Here is a 13,801-nt window from a genome sequence, read left to right as displayed (position 1 = left end):
GTGCAAAATCCATATTTACCCTATCCGGTCCGGATTGACGACATCACTGTCGAGGCCGAAGACAAGAGCCTGAAGACCTTTAAATTCGTTTTCCTCAACGATGGCGACGAACAGAAGTTCGCTTATCAGGCCGGACAGTTTGCCGAATTGTCCATCCCCGGCAAAGGAGAAATCCCCATCGGTATCGCCTCATCGCCCGTTGAAAAAGGATTCGTCAAGTTTACGGTCAACCGTGCCGGGGTGGTCACCACCCACCTTCACAACATGAAGGCGGGAGACATCATGGGGCTGCGGGGACCGCTGGGCAACTGTTACCCCTGGAAGCGCCTGGAGGGCAAGAACATCCTCATCGTGGGCGGGGGGTTTGCCTTCACGACCCTGCGTTCGTCCGTTGTCTACATGCTGGATCCGGCCAACCGGAAAAAATTCGGCAATATCGACGTGGTTTACGGCGCCCGGTCGCCTGGCATGCTGCTTTACAAAAACGAGTTGGTGGAGTGGGAAAAGCGGGACGACATCAACATGCACATCACCGTGGATGCCACCACCGACCCCGACTGGAAGTACAACGTGGGCTTCGTGCCCCCCATCACCGAACAAAAAGCCCCTCAAGGCGGTGACGATACCTACGCCATCGTATGCGGCCCGCCCATTATGATCAAATTCACCCAACCGGTGCTGGAAAAGCTGGGCTACGCCCACGACCACATCATCATGAGCCTGGAAAACCGCATGAAATGCGGTTTCGGCATGTGCGGTCGCTGCGGCATAGGCAAGGAACTGGTTTGCAAGGACGGCCCGGTCTTCACCCTGGACCAGATCAACAAAACTCCGAGGGAATATTAGCCGGTCATCAGCGGTCCGGCGATTTGCAGTTTTTTTCACTTCGCTAATTTTTGGATTTCGTATTGACATAAAAGACTTAATCCGTTACTAAGTTTAGATTCTAGAAGAGAACTTAAACGGCAGTGTGCCGGAAATACTAACAAATTTGTAAAGGAGGATTGAGTAACATGCCGACAGTCGAATTTGGTGGAAAAAGCTTCACGGTAGATGAAGACGGTTTTATCGATGACTACACCAACTGGTCCCAAGAGTGGGTTCAGTATGTTAAAAAAGAAGAAGGCATCGATGAACTGAACGACGAGCACCAGAAGGTGGTAGCCGTGCTTCGCGAATACTATGAAAAGAACGGCATCGCCCCCATGGTCCGCGTGCTCTCCAAGGTGACCGGCTTCAAACTGAAGCACATTTACGAGTTGTTCCCGTCCGGACCCGGAAAGGGAGCCTGTAAGATGGCGGGGCTTCCCAAACCCACCGGATGTGTCTAAGCACACCGAACCTCAATTATAAAAAGGCTCCGCTTAAAAAAGGCGGGGCCTTTTTTAATTTAGGTGATAAGGTAGAAGATTAAAGCGGCTTAGGACAGGTTAAAAAATTATCTCTGGCCATCCTGATGATGCCCCCAGTAGCCTTGGGTATAAGACAACCTATATTCCTGTGGAGGCCCTATGCGCCTTACCGTAAAAACCCACTCGCAGACGGAAATGATCGACGTCACCGCCCGGGTTCAACAGCAGGTTGCCGAGAACGGAATGAACAGCGGCCTTTGCATGGTCTTCGTCCCCCACACCACAGCGGCCGTCACCATCAATGAAAGCGCCGATCCGGCTGTGGCCGGGGATATTCTGATGGTACTCAACAAAATCGTACCGTGGAAAGAAGCCTACCGCCACATGGAAGGCAACTCCCCCGCCCACCTGAAAACATCAATCGTCGGATCGTCGGAAACCATTGCCGTTGAAAACGGCCGGCTGGTTCTGGGTACGTGGCAGGGCATCTTCTTCTGTGAGTTTGACGGACCCCGGACCCGCAAGCTGGACATCCGGCTGATGCGGGAATCATGAAAGATATCCGTATCGCGGCGGTGGTCTGCCGGTGTCCGGTAGGCCGGGTCAAACACAATCTGGCGCGGACCCGCTACTGGACCCTGCTGGCCGGGAAAAAGGGAGCCGCCTTGGTCTGCTTCCCTGAGCTGAATCTCACCGGTTACAGCAACCGGGCGGAAATCGCCGATCATGCCATTTCTGCCAAGGGATCGGAGATTGAAGCGCTGGTCCGTCTATCCGTTGACCAGCAAATCGCATTGCTTGTGGGGTTTGCTGAAAAGGCTGAGGATGGAAGGATTTTTGCCAGTCATATGGCGATCACTCCGAAGGGTCGGACCGGCCTCTACCGGAAGCTCCACCTGGCCCCGCCGGAAGCGGATCATTTCAGCCCGGGTGAAACCCTGCCGGTGTTCCACTGGTCTGGGGTTCGGTTCGGCATCCAGCTTTGCTATGATGCCCATTTCCCCGAGCTTTCCACACGCATGGCAGAAGCCGAAGCCGACATGATCTTTATCCCCCATGCCTCCCCGCGTGGCCAGGCGATGGACAAGCATCAATCGTGGATGCGCCACCTGCCCGCCCGGGCATTTGACAACGGCCTCTTTGTGGTCGCCTGCAACCAGACCGGAAACAACGAAAATGGACTGGTCTTCCCTGGCAATGCCGTGGCCTTTTCCCCTTCAGGAGAAATCATCGACGCCCGCCTGTCAGGAGACTCGGGAATAATGGTGGCCGACTTGACGGCCGATCAGATCAACCATGTCCGCAGCCATCGGATGCGGTATTTTTTACCCAACCGCCGGCCCGGGCTTTACCGCCAGACGCCGCTGTTGACGGACCTTCACGAATAGGGACCGCAGGCCATTGGCAGTCATTTTTTCCCGGCGGCATACCGTCCCCAACCCGGTAGTATAAACCTGCCCGCAACCTGGAGTCGGCTACTGAACGAAGAAGATAATGCTCTCCAATGGTGTACCCTCTTTGGAAAGCACTTCCACCATCCACTCGCCCGTCCATTCCGGCAGCAGGGTTTTAGAACTCCAGGTCCGCCACGGACTGTTGCGAACCGGCAATACGACCGACGCCTTCAGAGCACCTTGGTAGTACCAGTTGTGGGTAATTTCCGTTTCCCCCTGGGCACCGCCGATCTGGGTAAAGCAAAAAACCCGTTCAGTCCCCACAGGGATCACGTCACCGGATCCCACGGGCATCCGATCCACGATCTCCCGGCAGACCACGGCCTGGGCCACGGTGATCTCCTGAGCCATGGCCCCGGTGACGAAGACCAGAACCAGTATCAGGGAAAAAGTCAGGGTGAAAAAGCGCCGGATGTTCATCTGTCCCTCCTTTTGTTAGAAAAATTGAGCAATTATCGTTCTGGTTTCATGTGAAAACGAATGTCAGTCGGAATTCAGCGTCGCTGCCGGGCTCTAACCGGTTTGAACGAAAACCTGACTTCGGAAAAATGAAGTCAGATAAGAGCGGTTCAAGGAATCTCGATGGAACGGGTTTATAGCAGGTTGGTTGTGGGTTGGCAAATCGTCAAAACACCTGCTGCTTTATAGAGAATGCCGGCGTCGGGGCCAACGTATACGCCCTGTTTTTCTTCACCAAGTTAATCCCAAACATCGTGATGGTTTCGGCAAGCGGGCGCCCGAAGATAAAATCCAGCATCCGGTTGTCCACCCTCCCTCTTTCCACCGTCAGCTGACGGACGTGGGCATCAAATCCGAGAATTTCCAGGATCTTTATCTCCTGTTTCAAACGCCCCTTACGGGTTCCTTCTCCCACCAGCGCTTGGAGGTCTTCATAACTGCAGTGCTGCTCATGGTCTTCGATCAGTTCCCAGAGGCCGTTGACGCCTGACAGCAGATCCTGTCGCGTCAGCCGGGAAGTTTCGTATATCCCTTCGATCCGCCGGGTGTCCCGGCAGTTTAACGCCCGGCACTCGAGCGGGCGGTGGTCATAGATGCCGCACCCCCGGGTCGCCCGATCATAAAACAGACAAGTCCACCTGCCGGGGTGCCCCTTGATTTTGATGATCTCATCGGTCAATGGCGCCAGGGTGCCCTTGACGTTGTCACGAGCCAGTTCGCCCCGCCGGATGGTGAACAGGCATCGGGCCGGTATGCGGCCGTCATCCACCAAGGGTCGGTCTTCCAGGTGCAGAGACGGCCCCCCCTTTTCACAGCAGGTGCCGCAGCGTTGGCAAGGATACGGAGTCGCTTCATGATTCATTCCATTGCCACCGGATCTTTTTCTAAGGATTTGCATCGCAGGTCGTGGATACGCCCGTCACTTGGCGCAGATCCTCCACCACCATGTATAAACAAGGCACCAGGATCAGCGTGATTCCCGTGGCGAAGAGGATGCCGAAGCCCAGTGAAAGCGCCATGGGGATGAGAAAACGCGCCTGGCGGGAGGTCTCGAAAATAATGGGTGCCAGACCGCCGAAGGTGGTCAGGGTGGTCAACAGGATGGGGCGGAAGCGGTGAATGCCCGCATGGTGAATGGCGTCGTGGCATCCTTCACCTTCCTGACGCTTGCGGTTGGCAAAATCCATGAGCACCAGGGAATCGTTGATCACGACACCGGACAGCGCTACCACGCCGAACATGCTCATCACACTCAGGCTGTATCCCATGATCAAGTGTCCGATTACCGCCCCCACGATGCCGAAAGGGATGGACATCATGATAATGACCGGCTGGATGAAGCTGTTGAAGGGGATCGCCAGCATGGCGTAGATCACCAGCAGGGCCATCATCAGCCCCCGCATCAGGCTCTCCATGCTTTCGCGCCGCTCGGCCTGGTTGCCTTCGAAGCTGTAGGTCAACCCCGGGTATTTTTCCTGGAGAGCCGGCAAGGTCTCCCGGGTGAGGGAGCGGAGCACCTGGTCGGCCTGGCTGCGCGGCTGGACGTCAGCGGTCACCGTCACCACCCGCCGTCCGTTGCGACGGTCAATGGATGTATAGGCCCTGCCCCGCTTGATGTCCACTGCTTCCAGCAAGGGCATCTCCTTGCCGGCCGGCGTGCGCAGGATCATTTCCTCCAGGTTGTGCTCGGACATCCGCTCATTTTTGGGCAGACGAACCATGACCTTCACTTCGTTGCGCCCCCGTTGCTGACGGAGGGCTTCAGCACCGTAATAGGCATTACGGAGCAGTCTGGCCACCTCCTGAGCCCTGAGGCCCAGACTGCGCGCTTCAGGCCGGATTTTGAAATCGATCTGCTTTTTCCCCGGTGAGAAGCCATCGTCGATATCCGTTACATTGGGGAAAAATCCAAGGGATTCGGCCACTTCGGCACTAGCCAGGGCCAAGGCTTCCACATTGCGGTGACTCAGCTCGACGGCGATAGCTGCCCCGCGCCCCGGTCCACCTGCATCAGACTCGAATTTGAGTGACTCCAATCCGGTTAAATGCCCGACCCGATCCCGCCAAAGCGATGTCAACCGAGCCGTAGAAAGGGGTCTGACGCCAGGTGGTGTCAAATAGATGCGCACCTCCGCACGGTTACCATTGATGGTGGAAAAGATGCCTTCAACCAGTTCTTTGCCGCCATTTTCGGCGGTCAATTGTTTGGCCGTCTCCACAAGGATTTGCTGAATCGCTTCCGTTTTCTGAACCGCGGTGCCATAGGGCAACACCGCCGTAACCAAAGCATAGTCAGATTCGATCTTGGGAAACAATTCGAACCCCATACGCCCGCTTTTCACGTAACTGAGGGTAAGCATCAGCACCACGGCACCGATGCTGATGGCGATATAGCGATGGCGCAGGGCCAGATCGAGAAAGGGGCCATAACGGGCTCGAACCAAAAAGGAAAACCAGTCGCTGAAGCGCTGCTGTTGGCGAAGCACCCAGCCGAAGAGACCGGTTTCCGAGCGGGGTTTACGATGGCCGATATGGGCCGGCAGGATCAACAGGCTCTCAATGAGGGAGACGGCGAACACGGCCACCACCACTACGGGAATCTGACGGAACACCTTGCCCATGATGCCGGATACGAAAAACAACGGCATGAAGGCCACGATGTTGGTCAGCACGCTGAAGATTACCGGCATGGAGATTTCACGAGTTCCGTTCACCGCCGCCTGAAGCCATGGCTTTCCCGACTGGCGGTGGTGGTAAATGTTTTCGCCGGCTACAATGGCATCATCCACCACGATGCCAAGGGTGATGATAAAGGCAAACATGGACATGACATTGATACTCACCCCCGCAGCCGGCAGGAAAAACAGCGAGCCGAGGATGGAGATGGGAATTCCCAGGCTGACCCAGAAAGCCAACCGCGGCTCCAGGAAGATGGACAGTAGAATGAACACCAGAGCAAGCCCGAAATAGCCGTTGCGCAGCATCAGATCCATGCGCTGACGATAGATGTCGCTGCGGTCGTTGCGGGCCACCAGATCAATGCCCGGCGGCAGGTTCGGTCGTATCTCGGCCATTTTTTCACGGACACGTTCGGAAACATCCAATGGGGTCTGATCACCGATACGATAGACGTCGATCAGGATGGCCCGATGACCGTTGTAGGTGGCAAAGCTGTCCGTGTCCTCGAATCCGTCCACCACCTCGGCGATGTCCGCCAGCAGCACCTGGGTGCCGTCGTTGGTGGTGATGATGGGGATTCGGCCGAATTCAGGCCCGAAATCCCTTCGTTCGGTCATGCGCACCAGCACATCTCCACTGTCCGTTTTAATGGATCCACCGGGGACTTCCACGGCCGCCCGCCGGATGATCTGAGCAATTTGCTCCAGCGTCAATCCGTAGGCCCTCAATTTGGCCTGAGGAACGGAGATGCTGATTTCATAATCCCTGATTCCGGAAAGTTCCACCTGGGTGATGCCCGGGTCCTGCAGCAGACGATCACGGACCATCTCCGCTGTCTCCCGGAGAATAGGTTCCCCCTGGTCGCCGAAGAGGGCCAGAGAGACGACATAACGTTTGCGCTGGGCAATCGTTACCCGAGCGTCCTCGGCCTCGTCGGGAAAAGAGGTGATCCGGTCCACCGCATTCTGGATATCCTGGGCCACCCGCTGGATATTCTTTCCCTCGATCACCTCAGCGGTCACCCTACCGGCGCCTTCGTTGGCCACCGCGGTAATTTGCTTAATATTATCAAGGCCCTGAATTGCCTCTTCAATGGCCAGGATAATGCCGCGCTCCACCTCCTCGGGACTGGCACCGGGGTAGGCCATGGAGACCGTCACATAATCCAGTTCGAAATCGGGAAAAACTTCTTTTTTGATCTGCCCGGCGAAAATCAGGCCGCCTACCAGAAAAACCACCATCAGCAGGTTGGCCGCGACTGAATGCCCGGCCATCCATGAGATGGGACCGGATTGACGGCGATCCCCATCGGAAACAGGATTCAGATTCAGGTTATCCATCTGATTTTACGTTGCGTTGAGGTGTTGACAAGGATTCCCCCGATGGCCCGGCATCGCTGTCTTGCAACGGCAACCCGTCCACGGGGGCGGAAAGGTCAGAAACAATGAGCCGCTGACCGGGAACAATGCCGTTTTTCATCAGCACATGATCGGCATCGCGCCACAGGGTCTCCACCGGCATGACTTTCAGGGTATCGTCATCGGCAAGTATCCAGATGGTGCTGTTGTCCCGCAGGGCACTTCTGGGGATGCGATAGACATCCGTCAACCGCTGTCCCTGGATGACCACCCGGACGTACTCACCGATCAGCATGGGAGGCGCGTCGTCCCGGTTCTTTGATTTCAACCCCAGCGGATCTTTGACGGAAACCAGGACCCGGGCCATGCGACCGTCCGTCTCCAGGTCACTGAGCAATCTGGCCACTGTCCCCTGCCGGTGGCTTCCCCGGTAGGAAATCGTGACGGAGGCGCCTTTTTCCGAATTGGTCCGGGGAATCTGTATCCATGCCAGGCGCTCCACGGGGAGCGACACCTGAATCCAGTATTCATCGGTGCCCACCAGTTGGGCCAGTGCATCCTGGGTGGACACCTGGGAACCCACATTCACGTGGGTGCTGCGGACAATGGCATTGAATGGTGCCAAAATATCGGTTCGATACAGGTTTAATCGCGCCTGTTCGAGTTCTGCACGGGCAGCCGCCAGATCGGATCGGGCTTTGGCCAGATGGGGTTGTCGTAGGGCCAGTTCCGCTTCCTGGGCATTGGCCGTTCGCTCCGGATAGAGTAGCGACCATTCCTGCCGGGCCACATCCTGGTATCCCATCTCCACCTTAAGCGCATAGTCTGCGTTGACTACGGCACTTTCCTTGCGGGCAATGGCCAGCTCGTAATCCTCGGCATCGATCTTCACCACCTTTTCACCGGCACGGATAAATCCGCCCTCAACAAACTCCGGATGAATGGCTTGAATCTCTCCGGGGACTCTTGTTTTCAAGGTGATTTCCTTTGCCGGGATCACCGATCCCATACCCGTCACGGCAACTTGGTGGGTATCCGGAAAAAGTGGCAGGGTTTTCACCAGGGCAACGGTGCGTTCCGGCGGCCGCTTCTGGGCTCGCGGGGCCGTCTTTTTGATATAGCTGGCACCGGCGATGCCAATCGTTATGATCAGGGCACAGACAATCAGGGTCCTCACCCAGGATTTGCCGTCGGCACGGGTTGCCTCGGTCTTTTCAGGATGACCATTCATATTTTTGTCCATTTTCATCTTATCCTCGGCGCCCATCTTTCACGGATGCCCCCGGTAAATCGGCACTCCCGACCCACCCACCGCCAAGCGCACGGTGCAAACCGATGCGATATCGAATGAGCGTCTCCTGCTGCCGGATCAGATCCCTTTCGAGATCCTGGACGGCGATCAGTTGGGTAAGCACCGGCAGGTAATCGCTCAACCCCCGACGATACCGCTGGATGGCTTCTTCAAGCCCTTTCCGGGCCGCCGCCATTACCGATTCAAGCCCTCTGATATGTTCCCGCTGTCGTGTCTCGCTTTCCAGGGCGTCCTCGACCTCTTTAATGGCAGTCAAGACGGCCTGGCGATATCCCCAGAGACCTTCATCCGCCTGTGCCAAGGTCCGGTCCACCTCTGCCGCCCGACGGCCGCCGTCAAAAATGGGTGCCGTCAGGTTGGCAGCCAGACTCAGCAACCAGGTATCGAAAAGCAGATCCAAGTCACTGGGGCCGTATTGGGCACCGGCAGTCAAGCGAAGGGCCGGCAGGCGGTTGGCCCGAGCCGCAGCCACTTGCCATTCGGCAGCCCTTAACCGCAAGCCGGCCGCCCTCACATCGGGCCGATTGGCCAGAAGATCGGCAGGCAGGCCTACCGCCGGAAAACTGCCGATGACCGGCATGTCGGTCTGCGTTAAATCGAGATCCGTCCGGGGCGGCCGCCCCAGCAGTACGGACAGTTCATGCATCAACAACTGGGTTTCGGCCTCCACCAGCGGGATTCTCGCCCGGACACCCTCCACCACCTGCTTCTGCTGGTAAACATCCAGGGCGGAAACCATGGCTTTTCGAAAACGCAGTTCAATCAGATCTAAAAAGGTTAAATTGTTCTCCAGCTGCTTTTCCAGAAGCTGCTTCTGAAGCCGTTGGGATACAATCCGCACCCAGCGGTCAGCCACTTCGGCAGCCACCGTGATACTGGCCGTCTGAAGGTCGGCTTGAGTTGCATTTACGGTGAGTAGCGCCGCCTCCTGCTGGCTTCGGATCCTGCCCCACAGGTCCAGCTCGTAATTGCTGGCCAGACCCAACGCGTAATTACCGTCTCCTTCCGAACCGCCGGATAGGGATTCCGATCGGCGCCGGGTATAGTCGGCCGAACCGGTCGCAACCAGATCCGGGTAACGCGCTGCACCGGCCTGAACGGCCAGCGACCTGGCCTGCTGCAACCGGGCCCAGGCCTCTTTAAGTGTAAAGCTGCCAGATAGGGCGGTATTAATCAACCGGCTGAGTTCCGGGGAACCCACGGATTCCCACCATGGCGATGTCAGGTCTATTTCTACGCCGTACAAGGCATAGGTGCCGGGAAGTTCACCCGCCGCATCCGGCATCACCATCGGCTTGAAGGGGCTGCATGAAAACAGCACTGAGATTCCCAAAAGTAAAAAAAGCCGGTATGGGTAATAATTCTTCATGGGTTGACGGGGTTCACCTCGGTAAAATTCGCTTGCCTGCCAATTCGTTCACAGGTTTCCGGTCCTTTTTTTCCGGCATTACCGGCGCGGTGATCCATACTGGTATTACCGACGCAACCCCGCCTGAGTCCGGGGAACACCTTAAAAAAAGAGGTTCACGGCAACAAGGGAATAATTCATTTGGATATTTTTTTGATTAAATCATTTTACGACTGTTCGGTTAACGGCTTTAGTAAACTGTCTACAAGATAATCGTGATAACGCCTGCCACAAGTACGAAGTATTGATTTATCACCCTGGATTGCCTGAAACAAGCGCAAACCGCTCAGAATATTGGCTCCATCCATAGGACCGATCGGCTGTCCGACAGTTTTCCTGTCATTCATTTGGCCGGGGTATGAATTTTCACGGCAACCGCGTTTAAAATACCACCTAATTTATTAAGGTGGTATTTACGAATATTTTTAGTATTGTGATTTGCTTGAACTCATATATAATGGCTTCGACTGCACATTATTCTTTGATTCAAGATGACTAATCGACAAGGACAGATCCACGCGTTGCACCGCGAGTGGATTTTTTTGCCCTATTGAAAAGGCGCGAGAACGCAACTGAACGCAACTGCAGGATTCACTAAAAGGGAGATACGATGAAAGAATTAGTCACCTACATAGCGCGGTCATTGGTGGACAAACCCGAGCAGGTTTCCGTAGCGGAAGTGGAAGGGAATCAAACCACCGTTTTGGAACTCACAGTGGCCAAGGAAGATCTGGGGAAGGTCATCGGTAAGCAGGGCCGGACCGCCCAGGCCATGCGAACCATTCTGAGTGCCGTTTCTTCAAAGGTTAAAAAACGCACGGTTCTTGAAATCATTGAATAGCAGCCTTGATGTGCCCTGATCCAATCGGGGGCATTCGTAAAATCAGTGGTTACAGGTTTCACTTTTCGCAATTGCATCTAAAATAACGATATCTAAAAGCCCGATCTCATCTTTCCCGATTGAAAAAACATTTGCCCTTTCCTCTTCAAGGGAAAAGGGCTTTTGTTTTTTCAATCGGGGAAAGTCCTCATGGCTTGTGGCCATCAACTTGGTTAACATGTATCGCTTCCCCCTTCTCGGCATTGTTGTCGGAGCTTGTTCGCCGTCGTGCCACCATGCTTGTATGCGCAAATAAATATGCAAAGGGCATACCATGGTTCATAATATTTATAATTAATTGATTTATTTATAATTTTATTCTATTCAAATTCGAAAAGCACCGCCAAATAGTTGGCAGACAGGCATTTTTCGAGCATGATGCGACCAAACCAACCTCAATTTGCACAGGCAGGGAAAAAAGATGGGGAAGGCTGTTGGCTTTTTTTAAAAGGGCGGTAAAGGGGATCTCCCACCAGCACCATCTTCCAGGAAAGGAAGGGAAGGCTGACCATATAGCATTCGGCAAGTGATAGTATCCCTTCGGTCAGGAATCCGAAAAACAGCTCCGGCAAAGGAAAGGCCTGCACATAAGGTTCGCCAACGGGTCCGATGGTAGCGCAGACCCCCTTTTCGATCATGCGCTTGCACCAGACCTGGCTGCTTTCTTTTTTCAAGGTGGTACATTCGCTGCTGGCGATATGAAAACCGACGGCACCCCGTTGCCAGCTGAATGCGTCCACATAGGTTGCCAGGCTGTACCAGCCGCAGTACAGTGCTGCATCCGGGCACTGGCCCGGCTGAAACAGGGCATCGGCTTCGTCGATGACCACCGGCATTCTGCCGGATTTTTCCACCCGTTGCGCTGCCCGGTGGATGGACCGGTCGTAGATCTGATAGGCGGATGCTGCGGGTGATTGGCCCATTGGCCAACGGGCATCAAAATAAGCAGTACCGGAAAGACCTGTTTTTTCAACGCTGATGGAATCGTCGATGATCCTTTTTACACTGGCCGGGGTAGGGCCGTCCAGCCGGCTGACCATCAGGACGGCTTCTTGGGAAACAGCTGGGGATCGGCTTCTGAAGCCCAAATAAAAAGGGTTTTCGACCCACCCGCCAACCGGCGCGTCAGTATGCCTGACAACGGAAAGTTCCGAATCCACCGAGGCCCGCTGGTCAGTGGTTATCTTTAACCGATCCAAACGCTTTCTGACATCTTTCAATTCCTCGGCAAGGACTGACGGGGATGCTGCTTCGTCTTCTCCATGGCGGTCTTCCATCCGTTTTTTGAGTGCACCTTCCCTGGCCTCTGATGCTTTGTCGTTTTCCGCTTCAAAATGTTCTGATGGTCCCACTTTCAGCGGCATACCATACATCAGCACAAGGCAGCGGATGCGCCGGGAGGGTTTGATCGCTTCTAAAAATGCACGAACCGGGACGGCAATCTGCTTTTCATAAAGATCCCGACGGCACATCTCATCATCAGGCAGGCTCAATAAGAGAAGGTTGGCGTCCGGTATGTTTCGTTTCTTGGCGTAATAGCGAGCCAGTTCAACACCCTCACCGGTGTTTTTGTTGGCAAGGATAAGGATTTCACCAGGCTCCAGGGCCATGCTGACCCATGGCATCAATGGGATGAACACAACCGGCCACAGGATGATGAGCACCAGCCGGTGATAAACCATCCGCTTCATGTTGAAAGGCAGCCACGCACTATCATTCAGCACCGATCCTGAATCATTTGGCCAATCTGACTATCTGACAGCGGCCATGGATTATTTTTGTTGGATGCAGCGCGCACCAGAAAATCGACGTGGGCAGCGGTCAGACCGAACCGCCCCAGCCGTGGAATGTCCAATTGATCGAGCCATTGGTACAGGCAATCCACCAAATGAAGACAGCCACCCAGACGGTTGTCGGGTTTGGCGCCGAATAGTCTGCCGATGCGGGCAAACTTATCGATGGCCGCGTTGGATGGCGCTGTGTTAATGCCGGACAGGTTGTCGACGGTGGCCCTGACGGCAAAAGGCAGCAAATTGGCGCAGGCGACGCCGTGGGGGATGGATAATAGGCCGCCCAGGGGTCCGGCCACACCGTGCACGACCCCCAATCCCGCATTGGCCAGGGTGACGCCGGAGAGGAACGCCCCGTAGGCAACGGCACCGCGGCAGCCGAGATCGGAAGCACCCTTTCCACAGGCATCGGGCAGTTCCGGAATCAGGTAACGCATTCCGTCTATGGCCATTATGTCCGTCAGCGGTGACGCATGGGTAGAGACATACGATTCGATCAGTTGGGTCAGCGCATCCATCCCGCAGGCCGCTGTCACCGAAGCTGGGGCTGAGGTGCATAATGTTGGGTCCAGAATGGCCAACCGGGGGATATAGTTATCGTGCCTCAGGGATTTCTTGAATCCTCCGCTTCCCACCCGGGAAATCACCGCATTTTTGGTGGCCTCGCTGCCGGTCCCCGAGGTGGTGGGCACAGCCACCACCGGCACGGATTGACCCGAGGGGGTTCGATTGCCGACCCCTTCCAGAAAATCGACGACCGATCCGTTTTCCTTGAGCATGGCGGCAATCGCTTTACCTGCATCCAGCACACTGCCGCCGCCGACGGCCAAGACCACATCAACGGCCTTGCGCTTAAAATCACTTACTGCCTGATCCACCATGACGGGAGACGGTTCGCCGGCAATGCGGTATCGAAAAACGTGCATACCCTCCGATTTCAGATCCTCCAGGATAGGGGAAAGGTGCCCGGATCGCTCAAGCGCTTTGGACCCGGTCACCAACAGCGCGTTTCTACCGAAAGGTGCTGCGAGTTTTCCAAGTCTGCCGATTGTGCCCGGACCAGCGATCAGCCTGGGCATGGCGGCAAAGGTGAATGCTGAAATCATCGT

General features: G+C 55.5%; 14 protein-coding genes. 6 read left to right on the top strand and 8 right to left on the bottom strand.

Features of this window, described 5'->3' with window-relative positions; translation table 11 throughout:
• From ACHZBS_RS18410 to ACHZBS_RS18395, 4 genes are all read left to right on the top strand, one after another.
• Positions 1 to 846, top strand: a complete 846-nt coding sequence (locus ACHZBS_RS18410) for an FAD/NAD(P)-binding protein (protein ID WP_319407987.1) — start codon at positions 1 to 3, stop codon at positions 844 to 846.
• A 167-nt stretch (positions 847 to 1,013) separates the two neighbouring features.
• The gene (locus ACHZBS_RS18405; RefSeq protein ID WP_319407986.1) at positions 1,014 to 1,331 is read left to right on the top strand and encodes a TusE/DsrC/DsvC family sulfur relay protein; all 318 of its coding nucleotides are present in this window, start codon (positions 1,014 to 1,016) and stop codon (positions 1,329 to 1,331) included.
• A 180-nt stretch (positions 1,332 to 1,511) separates the two neighbouring features.
• Positions 1,512 to 1,907, top strand: a complete 396-nt coding sequence (locus ACHZBS_RS18400; RefSeq protein WP_319407985.1) for a secondary thiamine-phosphate synthase enzyme YjbQ — start codon at positions 1,512 to 1,514, stop codon at positions 1,905 to 1,907.
• Positions 1,904 to 2,740: a nitrilase-related carbon-nitrogen hydrolase gene (locus ACHZBS_RS18395; protein ID WP_319407984.1), complete on the top strand. Its 837-nt coding sequence runs from the start codon at positions 1,904 to 1,906 to the stop codon at positions 2,738 to 2,740. The genes ACHZBS_RS18400 and ACHZBS_RS18395 overlap by 4 nt, the downstream gene beginning before the upstream one ends.
• 87 nt (positions 2,741 to 2,827) lie before the next feature.
• Here the strand turns inward: ACHZBS_RS18395 and ACHZBS_RS18390 are convergent, their stop codons facing one another.
• The 5 genes from ACHZBS_RS18390 to ACHZBS_RS18370 form a co-directional block, all read right to left on the bottom strand.
• Entirely contained in the window at positions 2,828 to 3,226 is a 399-nt protein-coding gene (locus ACHZBS_RS18390; RefSeq protein WP_319407983.1) for a DUF2914 domain-containing protein, read from the bottom strand.
• A gap of 205 nt (positions 3,227 to 3,431) precedes the next feature.
• Positions 3,432 to 4,127, bottom strand: coding sequence for a YkgJ family cysteine cluster protein (locus tag ACHZBS_RS18385; RefSeq protein WP_319407982.1), 696 nt, complete (start codon positions 4,125 to 4,127; stop codon positions 3,432 to 3,434).
• A 22-nt stretch (positions 4,128 to 4,149) separates the two neighbouring features.
• A complete protein-coding gene (locus ACHZBS_RS18380; protein ID WP_319407981.1) occupies positions 4,150 to 7,284 on the bottom strand; it encodes an efflux RND transporter permease subunit in 3,135 nt (1,044 codons plus the stop codon).
• Positions 7,277 to 8,545: an efflux RND transporter periplasmic adaptor subunit gene (locus ACHZBS_RS18375; protein ID WP_319407980.1), complete on the bottom strand. Its 1,269-nt coding sequence runs from the start codon at positions 8,543 to 8,545 to the stop codon at positions 7,277 to 7,279. The genes ACHZBS_RS18380 and ACHZBS_RS18375 overlap by 8 nt, the downstream gene beginning before the upstream one ends.
• A gap of 7 nt (positions 8,546 to 8,552) precedes the next feature.
• On the bottom strand, positions 8,553 to 9,935 hold the full coding sequence (locus ACHZBS_RS18370; protein WP_319407979.1) for an efflux transporter outer membrane subunit: 1,383 nt from the start codon (positions 9,933 to 9,935) through the stop codon (positions 8,553 to 8,555).
• Here ACHZBS_RS18370 and ACHZBS_RS18365 point away from each other — a divergent pair.
• Both ACHZBS_RS18365 and ACHZBS_RS18360 read left to right on the top strand, forming a co-directional pair.
• Positions 9,923 to 10,183, top strand: a complete 261-nt coding sequence (locus ACHZBS_RS18365; protein ID WP_319407978.1) for a hypothetical protein — start codon at positions 9,923 to 9,925, stop codon at positions 10,181 to 10,183. The genes ACHZBS_RS18370 and ACHZBS_RS18365 overlap by 13 nt on opposite strands.
• 449 nt (positions 10,184 to 10,632) lie before the next feature.
• On the top strand, positions 10,633 to 10,863 hold the full coding sequence (locus ACHZBS_RS18360; RefSeq protein ID WP_319407977.1) for a KH domain-containing protein: 231 nt from the start codon (positions 10,633 to 10,635) through the stop codon (positions 10,861 to 10,863).
• Positions 10,864 to 10,905: 42 nt separating this feature from the next.
• Here ACHZBS_RS18360 and ACHZBS_RS18355 read toward each other — a convergent pair whose 3' ends face one another.
• From ACHZBS_RS18355 to ACHZBS_RS18345, 3 genes are all read right to left on the bottom strand, one after another.
• The gene (locus ACHZBS_RS18355) at positions 10,906 to 11,082 is read right to left on the bottom strand and encodes a hypothetical protein (RefSeq protein WP_319407976.1); all 177 of its coding nucleotides are present in this window, start codon (positions 11,080 to 11,082) and stop codon (positions 10,906 to 10,908) included.
• A gap of 215 nt (positions 11,083 to 11,297) precedes the next feature.
• Entirely contained in the window at positions 11,298 to 12,626 is a 1,329-nt protein-coding gene (locus tag ACHZBS_RS18350; RefSeq protein WP_319407975.1) for a TIGR03790 family protein, read from the bottom strand.
• Positions 12,620 to 13,798 carry an iron-containing alcohol dehydrogenase gene (locus tag ACHZBS_RS18345; RefSeq protein ID WP_319407974.1) on the bottom strand — a complete coding sequence of 393 codons (1,179 nt, stop codon included), beginning with the start codon at positions 13,796 to 13,798 and terminating at the stop codon, positions 12,620 to 12,622. The genes ACHZBS_RS18350 and ACHZBS_RS18345 overlap by 7 nt, the downstream gene beginning before the upstream one ends.
• Positions 13,799 to 13,801 lie beyond the last annotated feature (3 nt).

Origin of the sequence: uncultured Desulfosarcina sp. (assembly GCF_963664155.2) — a bacterium.
GTDB lineage: Bacteria > Desulfobacterota > Desulfobacteria > Desulfobacterales > Desulfosarcinaceae > Desulfosarcina.
This window is presented reverse-complemented; position numbering and strand designations above follow the sequence as displayed.

Excerpts from the sequence above, each read along its gene's own strand:
- ACHZBS_RS18360 (WP_319407977.1), top strand. The coding sequence starts at position 10,633 with ATGAAAGAATTAGTCACCTACATAGCGCGGTCATTGGTGGACAAACCC.
- ACHZBS_RS18395 (WP_319407984.1), top strand. The coding sequence starts at position 1,904 with ATGAAAGATATCCGTATCGCGGCGGTGGTCTGCCGGTGTCCGGTAGGC.
- ACHZBS_RS18390 (WP_319407983.1), bottom strand. The coding sequence starts at position 3,226 with ATGAACATCCGGCGCTTTTTCACCCTGACTTTTTCCCTGATACTGGTT.
- ACHZBS_RS18385 (WP_319407982.1), bottom strand. The coding sequence starts at position 4,127 with ATGAATCATGAAGCGACTCCGTATCCTTGCCAACGCTGCGGCACCTGC.
- ACHZBS_RS18365 (WP_319407978.1), top strand. The coding sequence starts at position 9,923 with ATGAAAACAGCACTGAGATTCCCAAAAGTAAAAAAAGCCGGTATGGGT.
- ACHZBS_RS18380 (WP_319407981.1), bottom strand. The coding sequence starts at position 7,284 with ATGGATAACCTGAATCTGAATCCTGTTTCCGATGGGGATCGCCGTCAA.
- ACHZBS_RS18405 (WP_319407986.1), top strand. The coding sequence starts at position 1,014 with ATGCCGACAGTCGAATTTGGTGGAAAAAGCTTCACGGTAGATGAAGAC.
- ACHZBS_RS18355 (WP_319407976.1), bottom strand. The coding sequence starts at position 11,082 with ATGTTAACCAAGTTGATGGCCACAAGCCATGAGGACTTTCCCCGATTG.
- ACHZBS_RS18375 (WP_319407980.1), bottom strand. The coding sequence starts at position 8,545 with ATGGACAAAAATATGAATGGTCATCCTGAAAAGACCGAGGCAACCCGT.
- ACHZBS_RS18400 (WP_319407985.1), top strand. The coding sequence starts at position 1,512 with ATGCGCCTTACCGTAAAAACCCACTCGCAGACGGAAATGATCGACGTC.
- ACHZBS_RS18345 (WP_319407974.1), bottom strand. The coding sequence starts at position 13,798 with ATGATTTCAGCATTCACCTTTGCCGCCATGCCCAGGCTGATCGCTGGT.